The sequence below is a fragment of the Bacteroides sp. AM16-13 genome (assembly GCF_003602705.1).
GTDB lineage: Bacteria > Bacteroidota > Bacteroidia > Bacteroidales > Bacteroidaceae > Bacteroides > Bacteroides xylanisolvens.
In genome coordinates this window covers 136,794-152,822 of the sequence record NZ_QTLK01000007.1, presented here as the reverse complement: position 1 = coordinate 152,822, position 16,029 = coordinate 136,794, and the positions used below count along the sequence as shown (strand labels likewise).

The 16,029-nt window shown below is 42.1% G+C and carries 13 protein-coding genes; 9 read left to right on the top strand and 4 right to left on the bottom strand.

Annotated features, from left to right (window positions below; all coding sequences use genetic code 11):
* Positions 1-18: 18 nt before the first annotated feature.
* The 9 genes from DW173_RS07595 to DW173_RS07555 all read left to right on the top strand — a co-directional run bounded on the left by DW173_RS07595 (position 19) and on the right by DW173_RS07555 (position 9,473).
* Complete coding sequence (locus DW173_RS07595) at positions 19-570, top strand: RNA polymerase sigma-70 factor (protein WP_008021410.1); 552 nt, start codon at positions 19-21, stop codon at positions 568-570.
* A complete protein-coding gene (locus tag DW173_RS07590) occupies positions 570-1,424 on the top strand; it encodes a FecR family protein (protein ID WP_120144199.1) in 855 nt (284 codons plus the stop codon). Before DW173_RS07595 ends, DW173_RS07590 begins: the two co-directional genes overlap by 1 nt.
* A gap of 21 nt (positions 1,425-1,445) precedes the next feature.
* Complete coding sequence (locus DW173_RS07585) at positions 1,446-2,990, top strand: carboxypeptidase-like regulatory domain-containing protein (protein ID WP_120144197.1); 1,545 nt, start codon at positions 1,446-1,448, stop codon at positions 2,988-2,990.
* Positions 2,991-3,051: 61 nt separating this feature from the next.
* A complete protein-coding gene (locus DW173_RS07580) occupies positions 3,052-3,228 on the top strand; it encodes a DUF4250 domain-containing protein (RefSeq protein ID WP_004316890.1) in 177 nt (58 codons plus the stop codon).
* A 302-nt stretch (positions 3,229-3,530) separates the two neighbouring features.
* Entirely contained in the window at positions 3,531-4,070 is a 540-nt protein-coding gene (locus DW173_RS07575) for an RNA polymerase sigma factor (protein WP_004302175.1), read from the top strand.
* A 4-nt stretch (positions 4,071-4,074) separates the two neighbouring features.
* The gene (locus DW173_RS07570) at positions 4,075-4,419 is read left to right on the top strand and encodes a hypothetical protein (protein ID WP_004316888.1); all 345 of its coding nucleotides are present in this window, start codon (positions 4,075-4,077) and stop codon (positions 4,417-4,419) included.
* Positions 4,420-4,452: 33 nt separating this feature from the next.
* A complete protein-coding gene (locus DW173_RS07565; RefSeq protein WP_117811416.1) occupies positions 4,453-5,016 on the top strand; it encodes a hypothetical protein in 564 nt (187 codons plus the stop codon).
* A gap of 48 nt (positions 5,017-5,064) precedes the next feature.
* Complete coding sequence (locus tag DW173_RS07560) at positions 5,065-7,815, top strand: TonB-dependent receptor (protein ID WP_049703158.1); 2,751 nt, start codon at positions 5,065-5,067, stop codon at positions 7,813-7,815.
* Between the two features lie 86 nt (positions 7,816-7,901).
* Complete coding sequence (locus DW173_RS07555) at positions 7,902-9,473, top strand: ClC family H(+)/Cl(-) exchange transporter (protein WP_087321821.1); 1,572 nt, start codon at positions 7,902-7,904, stop codon at positions 9,471-9,473.
* Between the two features lie 699 nt (positions 9,474-10,172).
* Here the strand turns inward: DW173_RS07555 and nfo are convergent.
* The 4 genes from nfo to DW173_RS07535 form a co-directional block, all read right to left on the bottom strand.
* Positions 10,173-11,006: a deoxyribonuclease IV gene (gene nfo / locus DW173_RS07550; RefSeq protein WP_008021424.1), complete on the bottom strand. Its 834-nt coding sequence runs from the start codon at positions 11,004-11,006 to the stop codon at positions 10,173-10,175.
* Between the two features lie 82 nt (positions 11,007-11,088).
* On the bottom strand, positions 11,089-13,710 hold the full coding sequence (locus DW173_RS07545) for a DUF4962 domain-containing protein (RefSeq protein WP_199722826.1): 2,622 nt from the start codon (positions 13,708-13,710) through the stop codon (positions 11,089-11,091).
* A gap of 41 nt (positions 13,711-13,751) precedes the next feature.
* A complete protein-coding gene (locus tag DW173_RS07540; RefSeq protein ID WP_182019644.1) occupies positions 13,752-15,020 on the bottom strand; it encodes a sugar MFS transporter in 1,269 nt (422 codons plus the stop codon).
* A complete protein-coding gene (locus DW173_RS07535) occupies positions 15,017-15,988 on the bottom strand; it encodes an ROK family protein (protein WP_004312968.1) in 972 nt (323 codons plus the stop codon). Before DW173_RS07535 ends, DW173_RS07540 begins: the two co-directional genes overlap by 4 nt.
* Positions 15,989-16,029 lie beyond the last annotated feature (41 nt).

The window sequence follows — 16,029 nt, the reverse complement described above, 5'->3', positions numbered from 1 at the left end:
TCATAAAGAAAAGCAAGTATGCTGGATGAACTGCTCATACTAAAAAAGATAAAGGAAGGTGACATAAAAGCGTTTGAGGAACTCTTTCGCCGTTACTATTTTCCTCTTTGCTGTTATGCGGCAGGCATTACCGGGCAGATGGCGGTAGCGGAAGAGATTGTAGAAGAGCTTTTCTATGTACTTTGGAAAGAAAGGGTGCGCTTACAGATTTTCCAGTCCGTTAAAAGCTATCTGTACAGGGCGACTCGCAATCAATCTTTGCAGTATTGTGAACACGAAGAAGTTAGGAACAGATATCGTGAAGCAGTATTGAACACTTCCAATCCGGAGCAGTCGACAGATCCTCATCAACAGATGGAGTATGAGGAATTACAGAAATTCATAAATAACACTCTTGAAAAGCTGCCAGTCCGCAGACGACAGATTTTTGAGATGCACCGTTTGGAGGGGCGGAAATATGTGGAGATAGCAACACAGCTTTCTCTTTCAGTAAAAACAGTAGAAGCTGAAATGACAAAAGCCCTCCGGACATTACGAGAAGAAGTTGAAACTTATATTCACATGAAGTGATGAAAACAGAAATTTATAAAATAAAGACAGATCAGGCATGGAACCGATTGTATAATCGCCTGGACAATGACCGTTTACTTGCGAAAGTTGATGAAGGCCGTTCTATACGCAAACATTCACAATGGATCAGATACGGAGCAGTTGCCTCCGTTTTGATAGGCGTCATCTGGGGAGCTTTGTATTGGATGACCGGTTCTGAAAGAGAACCGGCACGGAATTTTCTTACACAGGAAAATCAAGGCATTTCCACTTTGGCAACGACTCTTGAAGACGGTTCTGTGGTACTTTTGGCAAAGGAAACCTCCTTATTATATCCGGAGCACTTTATTGCTGATAAACGGGAAGTGAGTTTGCAGGGAAATGCTTTCTTCGACGTAGCAAAGAAGCAGGGACAACCCTTTTGGATTGATACGGAACAAGCTAAAATTGAAGTTTTGGGAACCGCTTTCAGTGTACAGAGCGATGAACATGCTCCGTTCCGCTTATCTGTACAAAGAGGGATCGTGAAAGTTACTCTAAAAAAAGGAAATCAGGAATGTTATGTAAAAGCGGGAGAGGCAGTAGTGGTGCAATCGCAACGATTAGTCGTTCTCGATGCGGATAAAGAGAATGAAGAGTGGGGGAGCTTTTTTAAACACATACGTTTTAAAGATGAATCTTTGGCGAACATTCTGAAAGTGATGAACCTGAATTCGGATAGTTTGCAGATTCAAGTGGCTTCACCTGCATTGGAGGAACGCAGACTGACGGTTGAATTTTCTGATGAGTTTTCTGAAGTCGTAGCTACTCTGATAGCTAGCGCACTCGGTCTGCAATGTGTCCGGCAAGGTGATATTCTTTTGTTATCAGAATAAAACTCATTTCAACTTGAGAAAATGAAACAGGCTTATCGCTATCTATCCATTCTATTCATACTCTTTTTCGTAGTCGATACGATGAGAGCGGATGGGGGCGATGTATTGGAACGGATAGTTCGGCTTCCAAAGACAAAAGGCACTGTTTATTCATTATTAGGTAATGTCTCCCAACAGTCGGGATATATGTTTATTTATGACAGTAAAGTTATTGATAATGATGCTGTCGTGAAGATAAAGGGAGGAGAACGATCTATTCGCCAAGCGGTGTACGATATAGTGGGAGATACCGGTTTGGAGTTTCAGGTGATTGGTACTCATATTCTGATTACTCTCCCTTCGGAGAAAAAGATTCATATACAACAGGATTCCATTCCGAAGCAGCCTATTAACTTTTCCATTACCGGCACTTTGCTGGATAAGGAGACGGGTGTGCCCATCTCTTCAGCTACTGTTGGAGTGAGGGGGACATCTATCGGCAGCATAACAAATCAGAATGGAGATTTTAAACTGTCCTTACCCGATTCTTTAAAAAACGATTCGATTACCTTTTCTCATATAGGTTATCTTTCACAAGATATAGAGTTTGCTTTGTTGATTGGACGGCACAATATACTTAGTCTCGAACCTAAAGTGGTTCCTTTGCAGGAAGTAGTGATTCGTCGAAGTGAACCAAAGAAACTTTTGCGGGAAATGATTGAACGGAGGGAACAGAACTATTCGCATACTCCCGTGTATCTGACTACCTTTTATCGTGAAGGAGTTCAGTTGAAAAATAAATTTCAAAACTTGTCGGAAGCAGTGTTCAAGGTTTATAAGACATCCTCACATTCAGCAGTGCCAGATCAAGTGAAGCTGTTGAAAATGAGTCGACTAAGCAATGTGGAAGCGAAAGATAGCTTATTGGTAAAAGTAAAGTCGGGAATCCAGGCTTGTATCCAGATGGATATTATAAAAGATATGCCCGAATTCCTGACTCCCAGTATCGAGAATAGCATTTATACCTATACTTCGGAGGGCGTGACATTTTTAGAAGACCGGTTTGTAAATGTGGTGCATTTTGAACAGAAAAAAGGAATCAGTGAACCTCTTTTTTGCGGAGAACTATTCCTTGATTCTGAAACGAGCGCCTTATTGCAAGCCCGTCTGGAAGTTCATCCTGTATATGTGAAAAATGCGGCAGGTATGTTCGTCGAAAGGCGCGCACGCAACGTACGGATGATTCCTCAAAAAGTGGTATATACCATTTCTTATAAACCGTGGCAAGGAACTTATTACATACATCATATCCGGGGCGATCTTCATTTCAAAGTGAAACGTACAAAAATGCTGTTTGGCAGTCGCGATCTTCATATCTGGTTTGAGATGATTACTTGCAAGGTGGAAACCGGACAGGTAGTCGCGTTTCCCCGTACAGAAAGATTGCCTACTCGTACAATCTTCTCCGACACATATTTCAAATACGATGAGAACTTTTGGAAAGACTTCAATGTGATCCCATTGGAAGAAGAAATCAGCAAACTAATAGAAAAAATCTCTTTGAAGATAGAAGAAATAGGAGATTGATTTATTTTGCCATTCAACAGGATTGCTGTACCTTTGCACCCGGTTTAAAAGATTGTATGTTATGGAATTACCAAAAGATCCGATGATGTTGTTCAGCGTCATCAATATGAAGTTGCGCGACTGTTATTCTTCACTTGACGAACTTTGTGAAGATATGAATGTGAACAAGGATGAATTAGTGAATCAGTTGAAAGCCGCAGGCTTTGAATATAGTGCGGAACACAATAAGTTCTGGTAATTATCTCCTTGTTTACAGCTTATAAATAGAGTATTTCTACTAAAAACATAGTGACGCTATATGCTCGGGATAGTGACGGCATCATTGTCTCATGCCGTCACTATCCCAAGCATATAGCGTCACTATAATTTTCTACCTTCATCTAAACGTCATCAGGAATCATGTGTTTATTCCTATCGTATATACCGACAATGATTTCCGCCAGTTCTCCCTCTCTTGTTAATAAAAGCAAAATACCAAATCCCATATTTAACTTCGGCAATCTTCCGCGTTCTAACTAATAAAGTTCAGAAAAAGAATTGATGATAAACGAGAATAAAATTCGTGAAGCTTGTGCCTCGAATCGCGAACGGGGATTCAAGATGCTGATGGACTCTTTTCAGGTGCCGATATATAATTATATCCGTAGACTGGTTGTATCTCATGAAGATGCGGAAGATGTGCTTCAGGAAGTCTTTATCCGGGTATTCCGGCATATCGATCAGTTTCGCGAAGAAAGTTCACTGTCAACCTGGATTTACCGGATTGCGACGAATGAGAGTTTACGTTTGCTCAACGGACGTAAAGATGAAGGAGTTGTTTCCGCGGAAGATGTTCAGGAAGAGTTGATGGGCAAGTTGAAGGCTTCCGATTACATTGATTATGAGAATGAGTTGGCAGTAAAGTTTCAGGAAGCTATTTTAAGTCTGCCGGAAAAGCAACGGCTGGTATTCAACTTGCGTTATTACGATGAACTTGAATATGAAGAGATCGCCCGTGTACTGGATAGTAAAGTGGATACACTAAAAGTGAATTACCACTATGCGAAAGAGAAGATAAAGGAATATATATTAAACAGATAGAACGATGAAAAAGGATTTTGATTTTGATGATATTGGAAAACGGACACCTTACCGTACCCCCGATGGATTCTTCGAGGACGTGCAACGAAAGGTGATGGAACGTGCCGGAGTGAAGCAACAGCGGAAGTCTCATACGAAGCTGATTATTTCTACGGTGATTACCATAGCAGCCGTATGGGTCGGATTTCTGTTTGTTCCGTCTTTGCGACAGGCAGATGAGGTGACAACATCTTCTTCGAAAGTATTAGCCAATGGTACGGAACCGGTAGATAAATGGATTAAAGAACTATCAGATGAGGAGTTGGAAGAGCTCGTCAGCTTCTCTGAAAATGATATATTTTTGAATTAAGTAACTCAATTAATTATTTTAAACGTGAAGATTATGAAGACTAAATTTATTTATGTAATTATGGCCGTTCTCCTGATGGGAAGCCAGATGACTTTGTCTGCACAGAATACGGATAACAAACAAAAAAAACAGCGTCCTACACCGGAACAAATGGTGCAGATGCAGACTAAACAAATAGTAAATACGTTGATGTTGGATGATGCAACGGCAGCTAAATTTACTCCGGTATACGAGAAGTATCTGAAAGAATTGCGTGAATGTCGTATGATGACTCATAAGGCGAGAACAGAGAAAACTAAAGCACAAGGCACAGACGCTAATGCTAAGAAAGAACGTCCGTCCATGACTGACGACGAGATTGCAACCATGTTGCGGAACCAGTTTACTCAAAGTCGTAAAATGCTGGATATTCGTGAAAAGTATTACAATGAATTCAGCAAGATACTTTCGCAGAAGCAGATTCTGAAAATTTATCAGCAGGAAAAGATGAATGCTAATAAATTCAGAAAAGAATTTGACCGCAGAAAAGGTCAGAAACCGGGACAGGGACACCACCAGGGACAAAAAACTCGTGCTCCGCGTCAAGCCCCGAAATAAAGATTAGGTTTATTTTATTATAGTTTTATTTTACTAAATCAACACAATTTGAACATAGGCAGCCATATTTATTCTTTTCAGTACCGTTTGATTACTTGTTATGTCTTGTTACTGATTAGTTTGACTGTTTTTGCTCAGTCCGGCAAAGAGCGTTTTTCCGGTCGTGTGATTGATACTGAAACCAATCAGCCGGTACCGTTTGCTACGGTCCGGCTTTTGGCTTTACCGGATAGTACCTTACTGGCGGGTGGGGCAACAGATGCACAAGGCAAATTTCAGTTAGCCGTCGTTATTCCTAAAAGTAAATCCATTCTGTTACATATTTCTTATATCGGATATACCCCTGTTTTTCGGACTATATCAGCTTCAACAGATAACAAAACACCGATTTTAGGCGATATTTCTTTGACTCCGGAGAGCATTTCATTAACAGAAACCGTTGTTGTGGGACAAGCACCGATGGTTGTGACCGAAGGAGATACTACCGTCTTTAATGCTTCGGCCTATCGTACTCCTGAAGGCTCTATGCTGGAAGAATTGGTGAAACAACTTCCCGGCGGCGAAATAGACGAGGATGGCAAACTGTTGATTCATGGAAAGGAAGTGAAAAAGATTCTGGTGGATGGGAAGGAGTTCTTTTCCGACGACCCGAAGGCAGCACTTAAAAATCTCCCTGTAGAGATGGTAGAGAAACTGAAAGCTTACGAACGCCAGTCCGATCTTGCCCGTCTTACTGGTATTGATGATGGCGAAGAGGAAATGATTCTTGACCTGTCGGTCAAGAAAAATATGAAACGGGGCTGGATGGAGAATTTCATGGGCGGATATGGAAGCAAAGACCGTTATGAACTAGCTAATACTTTAAATCGTTTCCGGAGTAACTCTCAATTGACGGTTATCGGGAATCTGAATAATACAAACAATCAGGGATTTTCGGAGATGCAAGGAGAATCTGCCAGTTCCTCCGGTAATCTTCGCACTCAAAAAGGACTGACCACTTCCCGTTCTTTGGGAGTGAACGTCACTTATGACTGGCAGCGTGTCAAACTCCGGTCGAACATTCAATATGTGGGAACAGACCGGTTGGAGGATAGTCGTACTACAGTCGATAATTATCTTCGTAAAGACAAATCTATTACTGAAAGTACCGGACACAATCGCCAGGGAAATGATAATCTCGTAGCAAATGCTTTTTTAGAATGGAAAATGGACTCCGTTACAACATTGATTTTCCGTCCTCAATATCGTACGGCTGTTAATGACAGAGGCAGTAGTGGCTTCCAGCAAGGGTGGGGCAATGACGTATTGCTGAATGAAAGGAAATCATCCGGAACCACTCATAGCTCTTCTTATAACATGACCATGATGCTTCAGCTTAGCCGGAAACTTAGCCGGATGGGAAGAAACATCGCTTTGAAGGTTGATTATGGAACAAATGCTTCTTCAACCGATAGAACGAATCTTTCTACTACGCATTACTTTAAGAATAACACGAAGAATGTTAAGAATCAGAGGATTGAAGATAAGGTGGACGGCTATAACTACCGACTGCAACTGGTGTACGTGGAACCCTTGCCCTGGCTTCATTTTCTTCAGTTTCGTTACAGTTATCAGCATCGGATTAACAATTCCGACCGGTTTGTTTATAACTGGGATAAGAAGACGGAAGAATTTGCTCCTGATTATGACGAAGACGCAAGTAACTGTTTTGAGAATCAGTACAGCAATCACCTGTTTAATCTTGCTATCCGCACTTCCCGGAAGAAATACAACTATAATATAGGTGCTGACTTTGAACCCCAAAAGTCTGTCAGCCATTCTCTTTTAGAGAAAAAAGAATCGTTGGAAGAACCATTGGAAAAATCAGTCTTTAATGTTTCTCCTACCGTCAATTTCCGCTATAAGTTCTCCAAGCGTACCCGTTTGCAGATTGTATATCGGGGGAAAAGTCGCCAGCCCAATATACGCGATCTTCAACCGATAACAGACCGCACCAATCCGTTAAATATCAGGGTTGGTAATCCTTCATTGAAACCTTCCTATACGAATACGTTTACGCTGAACTTTAATTCATATAATGCCAAGCATCAACGGAATATGGTTGCTTCTGTTTTGGCGGAGAACACTATTAATAGTGTTACCAATCAGGTGACTTATGACAGTGAATCTGGTGTGCGGACCACTACTCCCCTTAATATGAACGGAAACTGGCGTATTATGGGGTCTTTTTCTCTTAATACTCCTTTTAAGAACCGGAATTGGAGGTTTCGTACTTATTCATATTTGCAATGCAGAAATCAGAACGGATATAGCACAATAAACAAAGAAGCTCCTGTGAAAAGCACAGTGAAACATTTGACAGCCCGCCAACGCCTGCAATTAACTTACCGGACAAAAAAAATGGAAATCAGTGCCCGTGCGGAGTTACTTTATAATAATTCCCATAATAATGTAAAAGAGACACGTACGGAGACTTATGATTATCGTTTTGGAACAGAAATGCAGTATTATTTTCCGTGGAACATAGAACTGTTCAGTGATCTTACATGTTTTCAACGTTCCGGTTATGGTTATAGTGGTTATGCCCGCGAAAACCTGATGTGGAACTGTCAGTTGTCGAAAGCTTTTCTGAAGCGGAAACAATTACTTCTCCGCTTCAAAATATACGATATTCTCCGTCAGGACGTTTCAATGATACGCACAATTACTGCTACTGCCATTCGCGACACAGACTATAATGCACTGGGTTCATACTTTATGGTACACGCTATACTTCGTCTGAATATGATGGGACGATAATTAAAGATTAAATTTTCGTCTGCTTGAAACCACAATAGAGTTTTGATTGTTGTTGTGTCGTACGTAAACAATGAAAACTTTGTCGAATGTTTGATTTCTTTGGTAAATTGAAGGATAAGGGTCGTTGGCGAATCTTTAAATTGAAGTTAATTGATGCACGACTTTACTTTGTCAGTATCTTCGTAGGATTACTGACGGGACTCGTTGCCGTGCCTTATCATTACCTATTACAGTTCTTCTTTAATCTCCGCCATGATTTTTTTGATTCTCATCCCAAGTGGTATTGGTATATCCCTCTTTTCCTGTTGATGTGGGGAATACTTGTATTTGTATCCTGGCTGGTGAAGAAAATGCCGCTTATTACCGGCGGGGGGATTCCGCAAACACGTGGAGTTATTAATGGGAGGGTTGATTATAAGCATCCTTTTCTGGAATTGGTTGCGAAGTTTGTGGGTGGGATACTTGCATTAAGTACCGGATTGTCTTTGGGGCGTGAAGGACCTTCCGTACAGATAGGTTCGTATGTCGGATATTTGGTATCAAAATGGGGGAGGGTGCTTAGTGGCGAACGGAAACAATTATTGTCTGCCGGTGCAGGTGCCGGATTGGCGGCTGCTTTTGCTGCCCCATTAGCTTCCTCATTGTTGGTCATCGAATCTATCGAGCGGTTCGATGCACCTAAAACAGCCATTACCACGCTTTTGGCAGGAGTCGTGGCAGGCGGGGTTGCCAGTTGGATTTTTCCCATCAATCCTTATTTTCATATAGATGCCATTGTGCCTGGAATGACTTTTTGGGGACAGGTGAAACTGTTTCTTTTGTTGGCGGCAGTAGTTTCTGTTTTTGGAAAATTCTTTTCTGTCACTACTCTTCAGATGAAACGTATTTATCCCGCTATTAAGCATCCTGAATACGTGAAGATGCTGTATTTGCTTTTTATTGCTTTTCTGATTTCTATGGCCGAGTTTAATCTGACGGGAGGAGGTGAACAGTTCTTGCTATCACAGGCCATGCATCCGGATACACATATTCTTTGGATTGTTGGCATGATGTTGTTGCATTTCGTTTTTAGTACCTTTTCTTTTTCTTCGGGTTTACCGGGAGGAAGTTTTATCCCTACACTGGTGACAGGAGGACTTTTGGGGCAAATAGTGGGATTGATTATGGTTCAACAGGGTGTGATTGCTTATGAGAATATCAGTTATATCATGTTGATTTGTATGTCGGCATTTCTTGTAGCAGTCATTCGTACACCTCTGACGGCTATTGTCTTAATAACCGAGATTACGGGACATTTGGAAGTCTTTTATCCTTCTATAGTTGTAGGTGGATTAACCTATTACTTTACGGAAATGCTTCAGATAAAACCGTTCAATGTAATTTTATATGATGATATGATTCATTCACCTGCCTTTAAGGAAGAGCCCCGTTATACATTGTCTGTAGAAGTAATGAGCGGGTCTTATTTAGATGGCAAGATTGTGGATGAACTTCGTTTACCGGAACGTTGCATAATTATAAATGTGCATCGTGACCGTAAGAATTGGCCTCCCAAAGGACAGAAATTAATGCCTGGAGATCAAGTTCAAATAGAGATGGACTCACAGGATATAGAGAAACTGTATGAACCTTTAGTGAGTATGGCGAATATTTATTGAGTATAGGTGTTGGCAGTATAAATTCAGAACAGTATAAAAAGAATGAAACGGTGCAGAAATGAACGAAAGTTTTTCCTACTATAAAGTTGAAAAACATAAAAACATCTGCCACCTGCAACGAAACGCGTGTAATACACTAGTTAATAGATAGTTGTAACGTTGCAGATACCTGCGGCAGATAGGTTGCAGATAAAGTATCTGCAACACGTTATATAATCAAAGAAAAAGCCTTGATTCCTTTATGTAAAGCTATGGGATAATTGGGGTGACTCTATGGAGAAATGATAGTGTCTCTACGGGGAAACGACAGTATCCTTACGTAGAAACTGTCGTTTCCTGCCTTAGAAACTCTCGTTTCCTACCGTGGAAACTGTAATTTCTAATGCCGGAAACGACAGTTTCCCGCCTGGAAACGGGAAGTTAATGTATACAATAAACTTTTGCCTTCCTGGAGAATTGGCTTATGCAAGGCTTATACTGTGTTGCAGATACTTTGATCTGCAACCTATCTGCAACAGTATCTGCCACGCTCCAACTACTTATTAACTAGTGTATTACACGCGTTTGGTTGCAGGTGGCAGATGTTTTCATGTTTTTTCAACTTTATGGAGGAGGATTATGCATCAAAATTAGGGTCACAAGCGTAAGTCATAAACTAAATTCACCTCTGTGTCCTCCGTGTCCTCTGTGGTGAAAATATTATTCCATGCTCTTTAGCCATGCAATTTCTTCTTTCCATTTACTTTCATCCGGTGTTTCTAGTATCAGCGGCATATTATCGAATCTCGAATCTTGCATCAATCTTTCAAAAAATGCTTTTCCGATCAATCCTTCACCAATACTATCGTGACGGTCTACATGGGTGCCCAGTGCTTTTTTTGAATCATTCAAGTGCATACCGCGAAGGTAATTGAATCCCACTTCCTTGTCAAACTCATCAAATACCTTATCATATTCATTGACAATATCATAACCGGCGGTATAAGTATGGCAGGTATCGAGGCAAACACCCACCCGGCTCTTGTCGTTTACCCGGTCGATGATATATTTCAGTTGCCAGAATTCGCTACCTAGATTACTTCCTTGCCCGGCAGTGTTCTCAATAACGGCTGTTACGCCTTTTGTTTTTTCTAAAGCGATATTAATACTTTCTGCGATGAGCGACAGGCAATCCTCTATTGAAATTTTGTTGAGAGAACTGCCTGGATGGAAATTTAAAAGTTTCAATCCAAGCAGTTCGCAACGTTGCATTTCATCCAGAAAAGCGGCACGGCTTTTTTGAAGTCCCTCTTCTTCCGGGTGTCCCAAGTTGATAAGATAACTGTCATGTGGCAGGATATATTCCGGCTGAAAACCGTATTTCTCGCAATTCTCTTTAAAGAGGCTGATACTTTCTTCTGTTAAAGGTTTGCTTACCCATTGGCGTTGATTCTTGGTGAATAACGCAAAAGCATTTGCTCCTATTTCATGCGCATTAACGGGGGCGAACTCTACGCCGCCGGACGCGCTTACATGTGCTCCGATATATTTCATGGTTACTTCTTTATTTAAAATTACTCTGCAAATATAACGTTTTTATAGGAGTATATGTTTCTTCATCTAAAGCGGGGAGAAATTAAATCTCAAAATCCGGTAAATAGTCTGTCAGGACTTTGTTAACCTGTTTGCCTTTTACCTGATCTGTGACTATCGTTGCACCTTCCTTTTTACCGGCATCATAGTTTAAAGAAACCTTTTCCGTTTTATTGCTTACATAGATGGCAGCTTTCCCTTTTTCTGTCAGGTTACAAGTAATAGTCCAGTCGCCTACCTGAATGGTATTACCTTTGCGAATTACCTGCATATCCGGGCGGTTCTTTCCATGCGTATCCATCACTGTCAGGAAACGGGCGGTTTTACACGGAACTGTTGTAGAAGAGAAATGCCAGTGATTAGGATATTTCAACGCTTTCCCTTGTGCGTTCGTCACATTTTTCCAGTTGGTTGGCGCACAGAAGAAAGTATCTACCATCGCTTGTTCCGTTTTTGCCGAACTGAAAAGATGGGCAACAGAAACACCTCCGGCTTTATTCTTACCAATAACTTTCACTTCATCCGTCAGTTCCTGTATTTTCATAGGCAGTTCTACGGTATGTAAAAGATAACTCCATGTTACGGCTTCTTTTCCTTCCAGTTCATCATAAATCACAAAAACTCCGGTAGTCCCCAATTGGATGATATGACGGCGGAACATATCCAGCTTGTTCTCATCCCATCCTTTTTCGGGCGTATATTGCGTACCGGATAATTCGCCACGTTTCAACCATAGGGGAGAAGTCACTTTACCATAAGCATTGGAAGCGTCTCCTACCATGTAAGCGATTTTCTCTCCTTCATACCACCGTGGAATCCAGCCATATCCTTCCGTCCCGATCTTCTGCGTCATTCCATTCACCAAAATACTGTTGTGCGCACGAGTATTACGGTAAGAATACATACAATGATCGTCTGTAAAACCAGTGCGATGTCCGCTACTGTAAAAAATGGCTTTACCTCCGTAGAATGTATTGAAAGCATTCTGATTGGCTAGTGCATGGGAAGTGGAACCGTAGGAACTGGAACGGAACGACAGCATTGCATTCTTGTCTGTATCTCCCAAAGAAGTATTCATCGTACCGATTCCCGTTTCATTGAATACTTTTGCCATCGGTAATTCTGCAAGAGTAGGACCTTCTTTGGGGAGCGCTTTCTTTGTTGTACAGCGATACCAGGTCAGGTCTCCGGATTTTCCGAGGAAAGTCTTCTCCATTATATCCGGTTCTTTCTGCAAAATAGTGCGTACATAAGCGGCTGCCCATGGATTGTTACATTCGCGTGCCAAGGCATCTGCATAACCTACTCGTGTACCGTTTGGCTTCAGCTTACTTTCATGTGAGTTTCCTTGCCCGGCGGATTTCGAGAATGGAGGCTGTTGATAGATGACGTAGAACGCATTGTTGTTATACCAGGGATCAGCAAAGAAATCGAATCCGCTGATACGGGAATAAAAAGCAGGAACTTCAATCAATGTGCGGAGATTGACTTGGAAATAAGAATCTCCATTGTGCCATCCTCCATCCGTGTTGAGGCCCGGCAGACGGGATACCCACTCATTGTAGCAATAATCCACCCAGGTGGAAGCCATCGGCAGTTCGCCATACGTAGCAAACGCAGCCATATTCAGGATACGGAAAGTCATTTGCCAAACATGGTTATCAGCAATACGGTTTTCTAAGTGATTGACATATTCATGGTAGAATTTCTTTCCATTTTCACGAATCGTTCTTAAGAGTAGTTTCTTTTCATCCGGAGTCAGCAGGTTATACCATGCGTCATACGCGGAAGTACTCATAGACAAAATGGTGGAACGGTTGAAATCTCCCGCAAAGTACTTACTGTTCTTCCATGAAAGAATTTCGGAAAGACGCTTTATACCTTCTTTGTAGTATACCTCGTCTTTCGTTAGCAAGTAAGCACGTACCATGGCTTCGATATTCGCTTCTTCCCGGTCTACAATCTTACGACTTTCCCGAATCAGAGCGGAACGATATTGAACGATGTTTGTCAGCTTGACAACCTGGGTCGTATCAATTTCTTCTTCCAAATGTTTCAGCGGATGATTTAGACATTTATCGGCTTTCCGGATGTAAGCCTGTGCTTCCGGATTGTTTTTATTCCGTTCGATGATATTGTCCCAATCTTCGGCATCAAGCAAGATGCGGGGATGCGTCTTGGGTAATTTAGCTAACAGCTCTTGTAGAGAAGGCGGGTTGAATGTACGTATATGCTCGTCTATATAAAAATGAGAAACGGGCGACCATTCTTCTTTTCCATCCTTGTCAACGTAGGCATATTGCCAATACCATTTTCCTTTTTCAAACAGTTTGAATGGGTTGAAAAAGGCCCATTTCCTTTCAGCGGTTATCACTTCCGATTTGAATTCCGGGTCGCGTGCGATCCGGATGCGGTAAGTTACTTCCGGTTTGTAGTCTTCTTCTTCCACTCCGTCCAATACGGCACCCAAATGAGGGAATTTGTCCGGCCACATGAAACGTGGAGGATTGACAGTGATATGCTGTCCGTCTAGTGGTGAAGGCGTTTCGCGTACCTCGTGCATCAAAGTCTGTTGAGTCAGGCGCATGATTCCTTTTTGCGCATACCCGTTGGCGGATAGCAGAATGGTGAACAAGAGAAAAATAGATATTCGTTGTTTCATCATATAACCTTGCATTTTTTTATTCGTCGTTTGTTGTTCAGCGTTCAACGTTGTTTGAACAAGTCTTTCAGACGAACGGTCTTGTTATTAATCAGTGGGCGTGCCCAAAAACCGATAAAGGTGATGTATCCTACGAAAACAAGGATAAACAGCATACCTGTGCGGAGTGATGTTGCATCTGCCAACGTACTCACAATCATCGGACCACCGGCACCACCGACGATTGCCGAACATAAAATACCGGCGAATGAACCGTGATGCTGTGAAGCAGAGTTCAAAGCCAATGAGAATACGATGGAATACATCATGGAAATACTGAATCCGACAGTAGGGAAAGCGACCATAGATACTTCCTTGCTTCCGAACAATGCCGATAATAATAGGATGATGGTCAGGATTCCGGAGATTTGCAGCAATCGCTTGCTGTCAATCAACTTGAGTAGAATCATACCTACGAGACAACCGGCTGTCATCAATCCCCAGAAATAGCTCACGGCTTGCGCACCGTCAGTTTGCGGATTGACTCCGTGGTATTGTTCCAGAAAGGTACTCATAAATATAGAAGTTCCCTGTTCCGTGCTTACGTAGCAGAAAATCCCCAGGAAAAACAACCATACATATTTCTGTTTGAACAAAGCCAGATATGAATCTTTAGACCCGCTTTTCTCATCTTCTTTCAATTCAATCTTGGGAAAGCGGGAGACACCGACAGCAATCAGCATGACTAACAACAGGATGGTAAATACCCAGTAAAGAGATACCCATGGCATTTCTCGTGGGGTGATATCGGCCAACAAGTCGATAAAGAAACCTTTACCGGCTGTATAGGTTGCCGGGTCAAGTTCACGAATCAGATAAGTATATACCAGAGGGCTTAGGAAAGAAGCGATGCCAAACATGAATTGTGCCAGTTCGGCTATAAATGCATAGTTTTCTTCTCCTCCTACAGTACGCTGGAGCGGATTCAATACAGTTTGCAACATGGCCATTCCTAATCCGATGATGAAAGAAGAAGCTAATAACATCGGATACGTATGCATACAGGCAAACAGGATGGTGCCGATGAACGGCATCAGGAAGCCACCGAATAATACCGGTTTCTCACCGAAACGGTCAATAAGTAATCCGGCAGGGATAGACATGATGGCGTATGCCAGGAAGAAAGAGGTCGGGATAAATCCCGCCATCGCCAGGTCACTTAGATTGAAGTTGTGGATAATGTCCGGAATGAGTGGTCCCAGAATATTAGTAATAAACGAGATGGTGAACCAGAACGCCATAATCAGCGCCAACATTCCTAAATTCTTTCTCATAATTTAATCAGGTTTGGAGCAGATAATTGAGTAAATACAAGTGACGCAGCTCCAATACTTCCGGCCTTGTTTCCAAGAGCGGCAGCTATGATTTGAGTATTCACAGCACAGTCGGGGATGGCATAACTACGCGCTTTTTCGCTTACTTTCTGAATGTAAAAGTCTCCTGCTTCGGAGAGCCCTCCACCAATCACAATCTTTTGCGGACTGAAGATATTGATAAAGCCTGCAATTCCGTGTCCCAAAAAGTCGCAGTGTTCTTCCAATGATATTTTTGCAATCGGATCTCCTTGTTTATAAAGGCGGACAATCAATTCTCCGTTAATCTCTTCATTCGGGTAGGAGATGCCTGCGTCTATTATTCGTTGACTGAAGCGGCGTACCAAAGCAGAAGTGGAAGCATAGTGTTCCAGACAGCCGACGGAACCGCAAGCACACGGTTCGCCATTGGCAATGAGAGGCACGTGTCCCAGCTCCGTTCCCCGGTTGGCATAACCGTTGAACAATTTGCCGTCGATGACTACTGCACCGCCAATACCCGTTCCTACCGTCAAGAAAACAACATGAGTGGCTCCCTGACCGGCTCCGTACATTGTTTCTCCCAGTCCCATCAGATTGGCATCATTTCCCAATAAAGCAGGAAGTCCGGTTTCCGTTTCAATGCGGTCTGCCAAGTGAATGTTTTCCCAGCCGTTGATATTTTCCGCACCTCCTAAAACAATACGGTTCGTACCATCCACAATGCCCGGTGTTCCAATTCCTATACCATCAATTTTGTAGCCTTTTTCCTGTGCAAAGGCTTTCACTTCATTGATAGCAGTAACCAACTGTCCGATGACAGCTTCTGCTGATACATCGGCTTTCGACGGTAACTTCCCTTGAAAGTAAAATACGCCTTCATTATCAATAAGGGCGTATTTTACAGAAGTTCCGCCAAGGTCAATTCCTATAGCGTATTCTTTCTCCATACCACGTTAATACTTAATACTTGATACTTAATACTTAAAAA

Bases quoted from the DNA above. Each gene is read 5' to 3' on its own strand.
- DW173_RS07595 (WP_008021410.1), top strand. From the start codon at position 19: ATGCTGGATGAACTGCTCATACTAAAAAAGATAAAGGAAGGTGACATA.
- DW173_RS07590 (WP_120144199.1), top strand. From the start codon at position 570: ATGAAAACAGAAATTTATAAAATAAAGACAGATCAGGCATGGAACCGA.
- DW173_RS07585 (WP_120144197.1), top strand. From the start codon at position 1,446: ATGAAACAGGCTTATCGCTATCTATCCATTCTATTCATACTCTTTTTC.
- DW173_RS07580 (WP_004316890.1), top strand. From the start codon at position 3,052: ATGGAATTACCAAAAGATCCGATGATGTTGTTCAGCGTCATCAATATG.
- DW173_RS07575 (WP_004302175.1), top strand. From the start codon at position 3,531: ATGATAAACGAGAATAAAATTCGTGAAGCTTGTGCCTCGAATCGCGAA.
- DW173_RS07570 (WP_004316888.1), top strand. From the start codon at position 4,075: ATGAAAAAGGATTTTGATTTTGATGATATTGGAAAACGGACACCTTAC.
- DW173_RS07565 (WP_117811416.1), top strand. From the start codon at position 4,453: ATGAAGACTAAATTTATTTATGTAATTATGGCCGTTCTCCTGATGGGA.
- DW173_RS07555 (WP_087321821.1), top strand. From the start codon at position 7,902: ATGTTTGATTTCTTTGGTAAATTGAAGGATAAGGGTCGTTGGCGAATC.
- nfo (WP_008021424.1), bottom strand. From the start codon at position 11,006: ATGAAATATATCGGAGCACATGTAAGCGCGTCCGGCGGCGTAGAGTTC.
- DW173_RS07545 (WP_199722826.1), bottom strand. From the start codon at position 13,710: ATGATGAAACAACGAATATCTATTTTTCTCTTGTTCACCATTCTGCTA.
- DW173_RS07540 (WP_182019644.1), bottom strand. From the start codon at position 15,020: ATGAGAAAGAATTTAGGAATGTTGGCGCTGATTATGGCGTTCTGGTTC.
- DW173_RS07535 (WP_004312968.1), bottom strand. From the start codon at position 15,988: ATGGAGAAAGAATACGCTATAGGAATTGACCTTGGCGGAACTTCTGTA.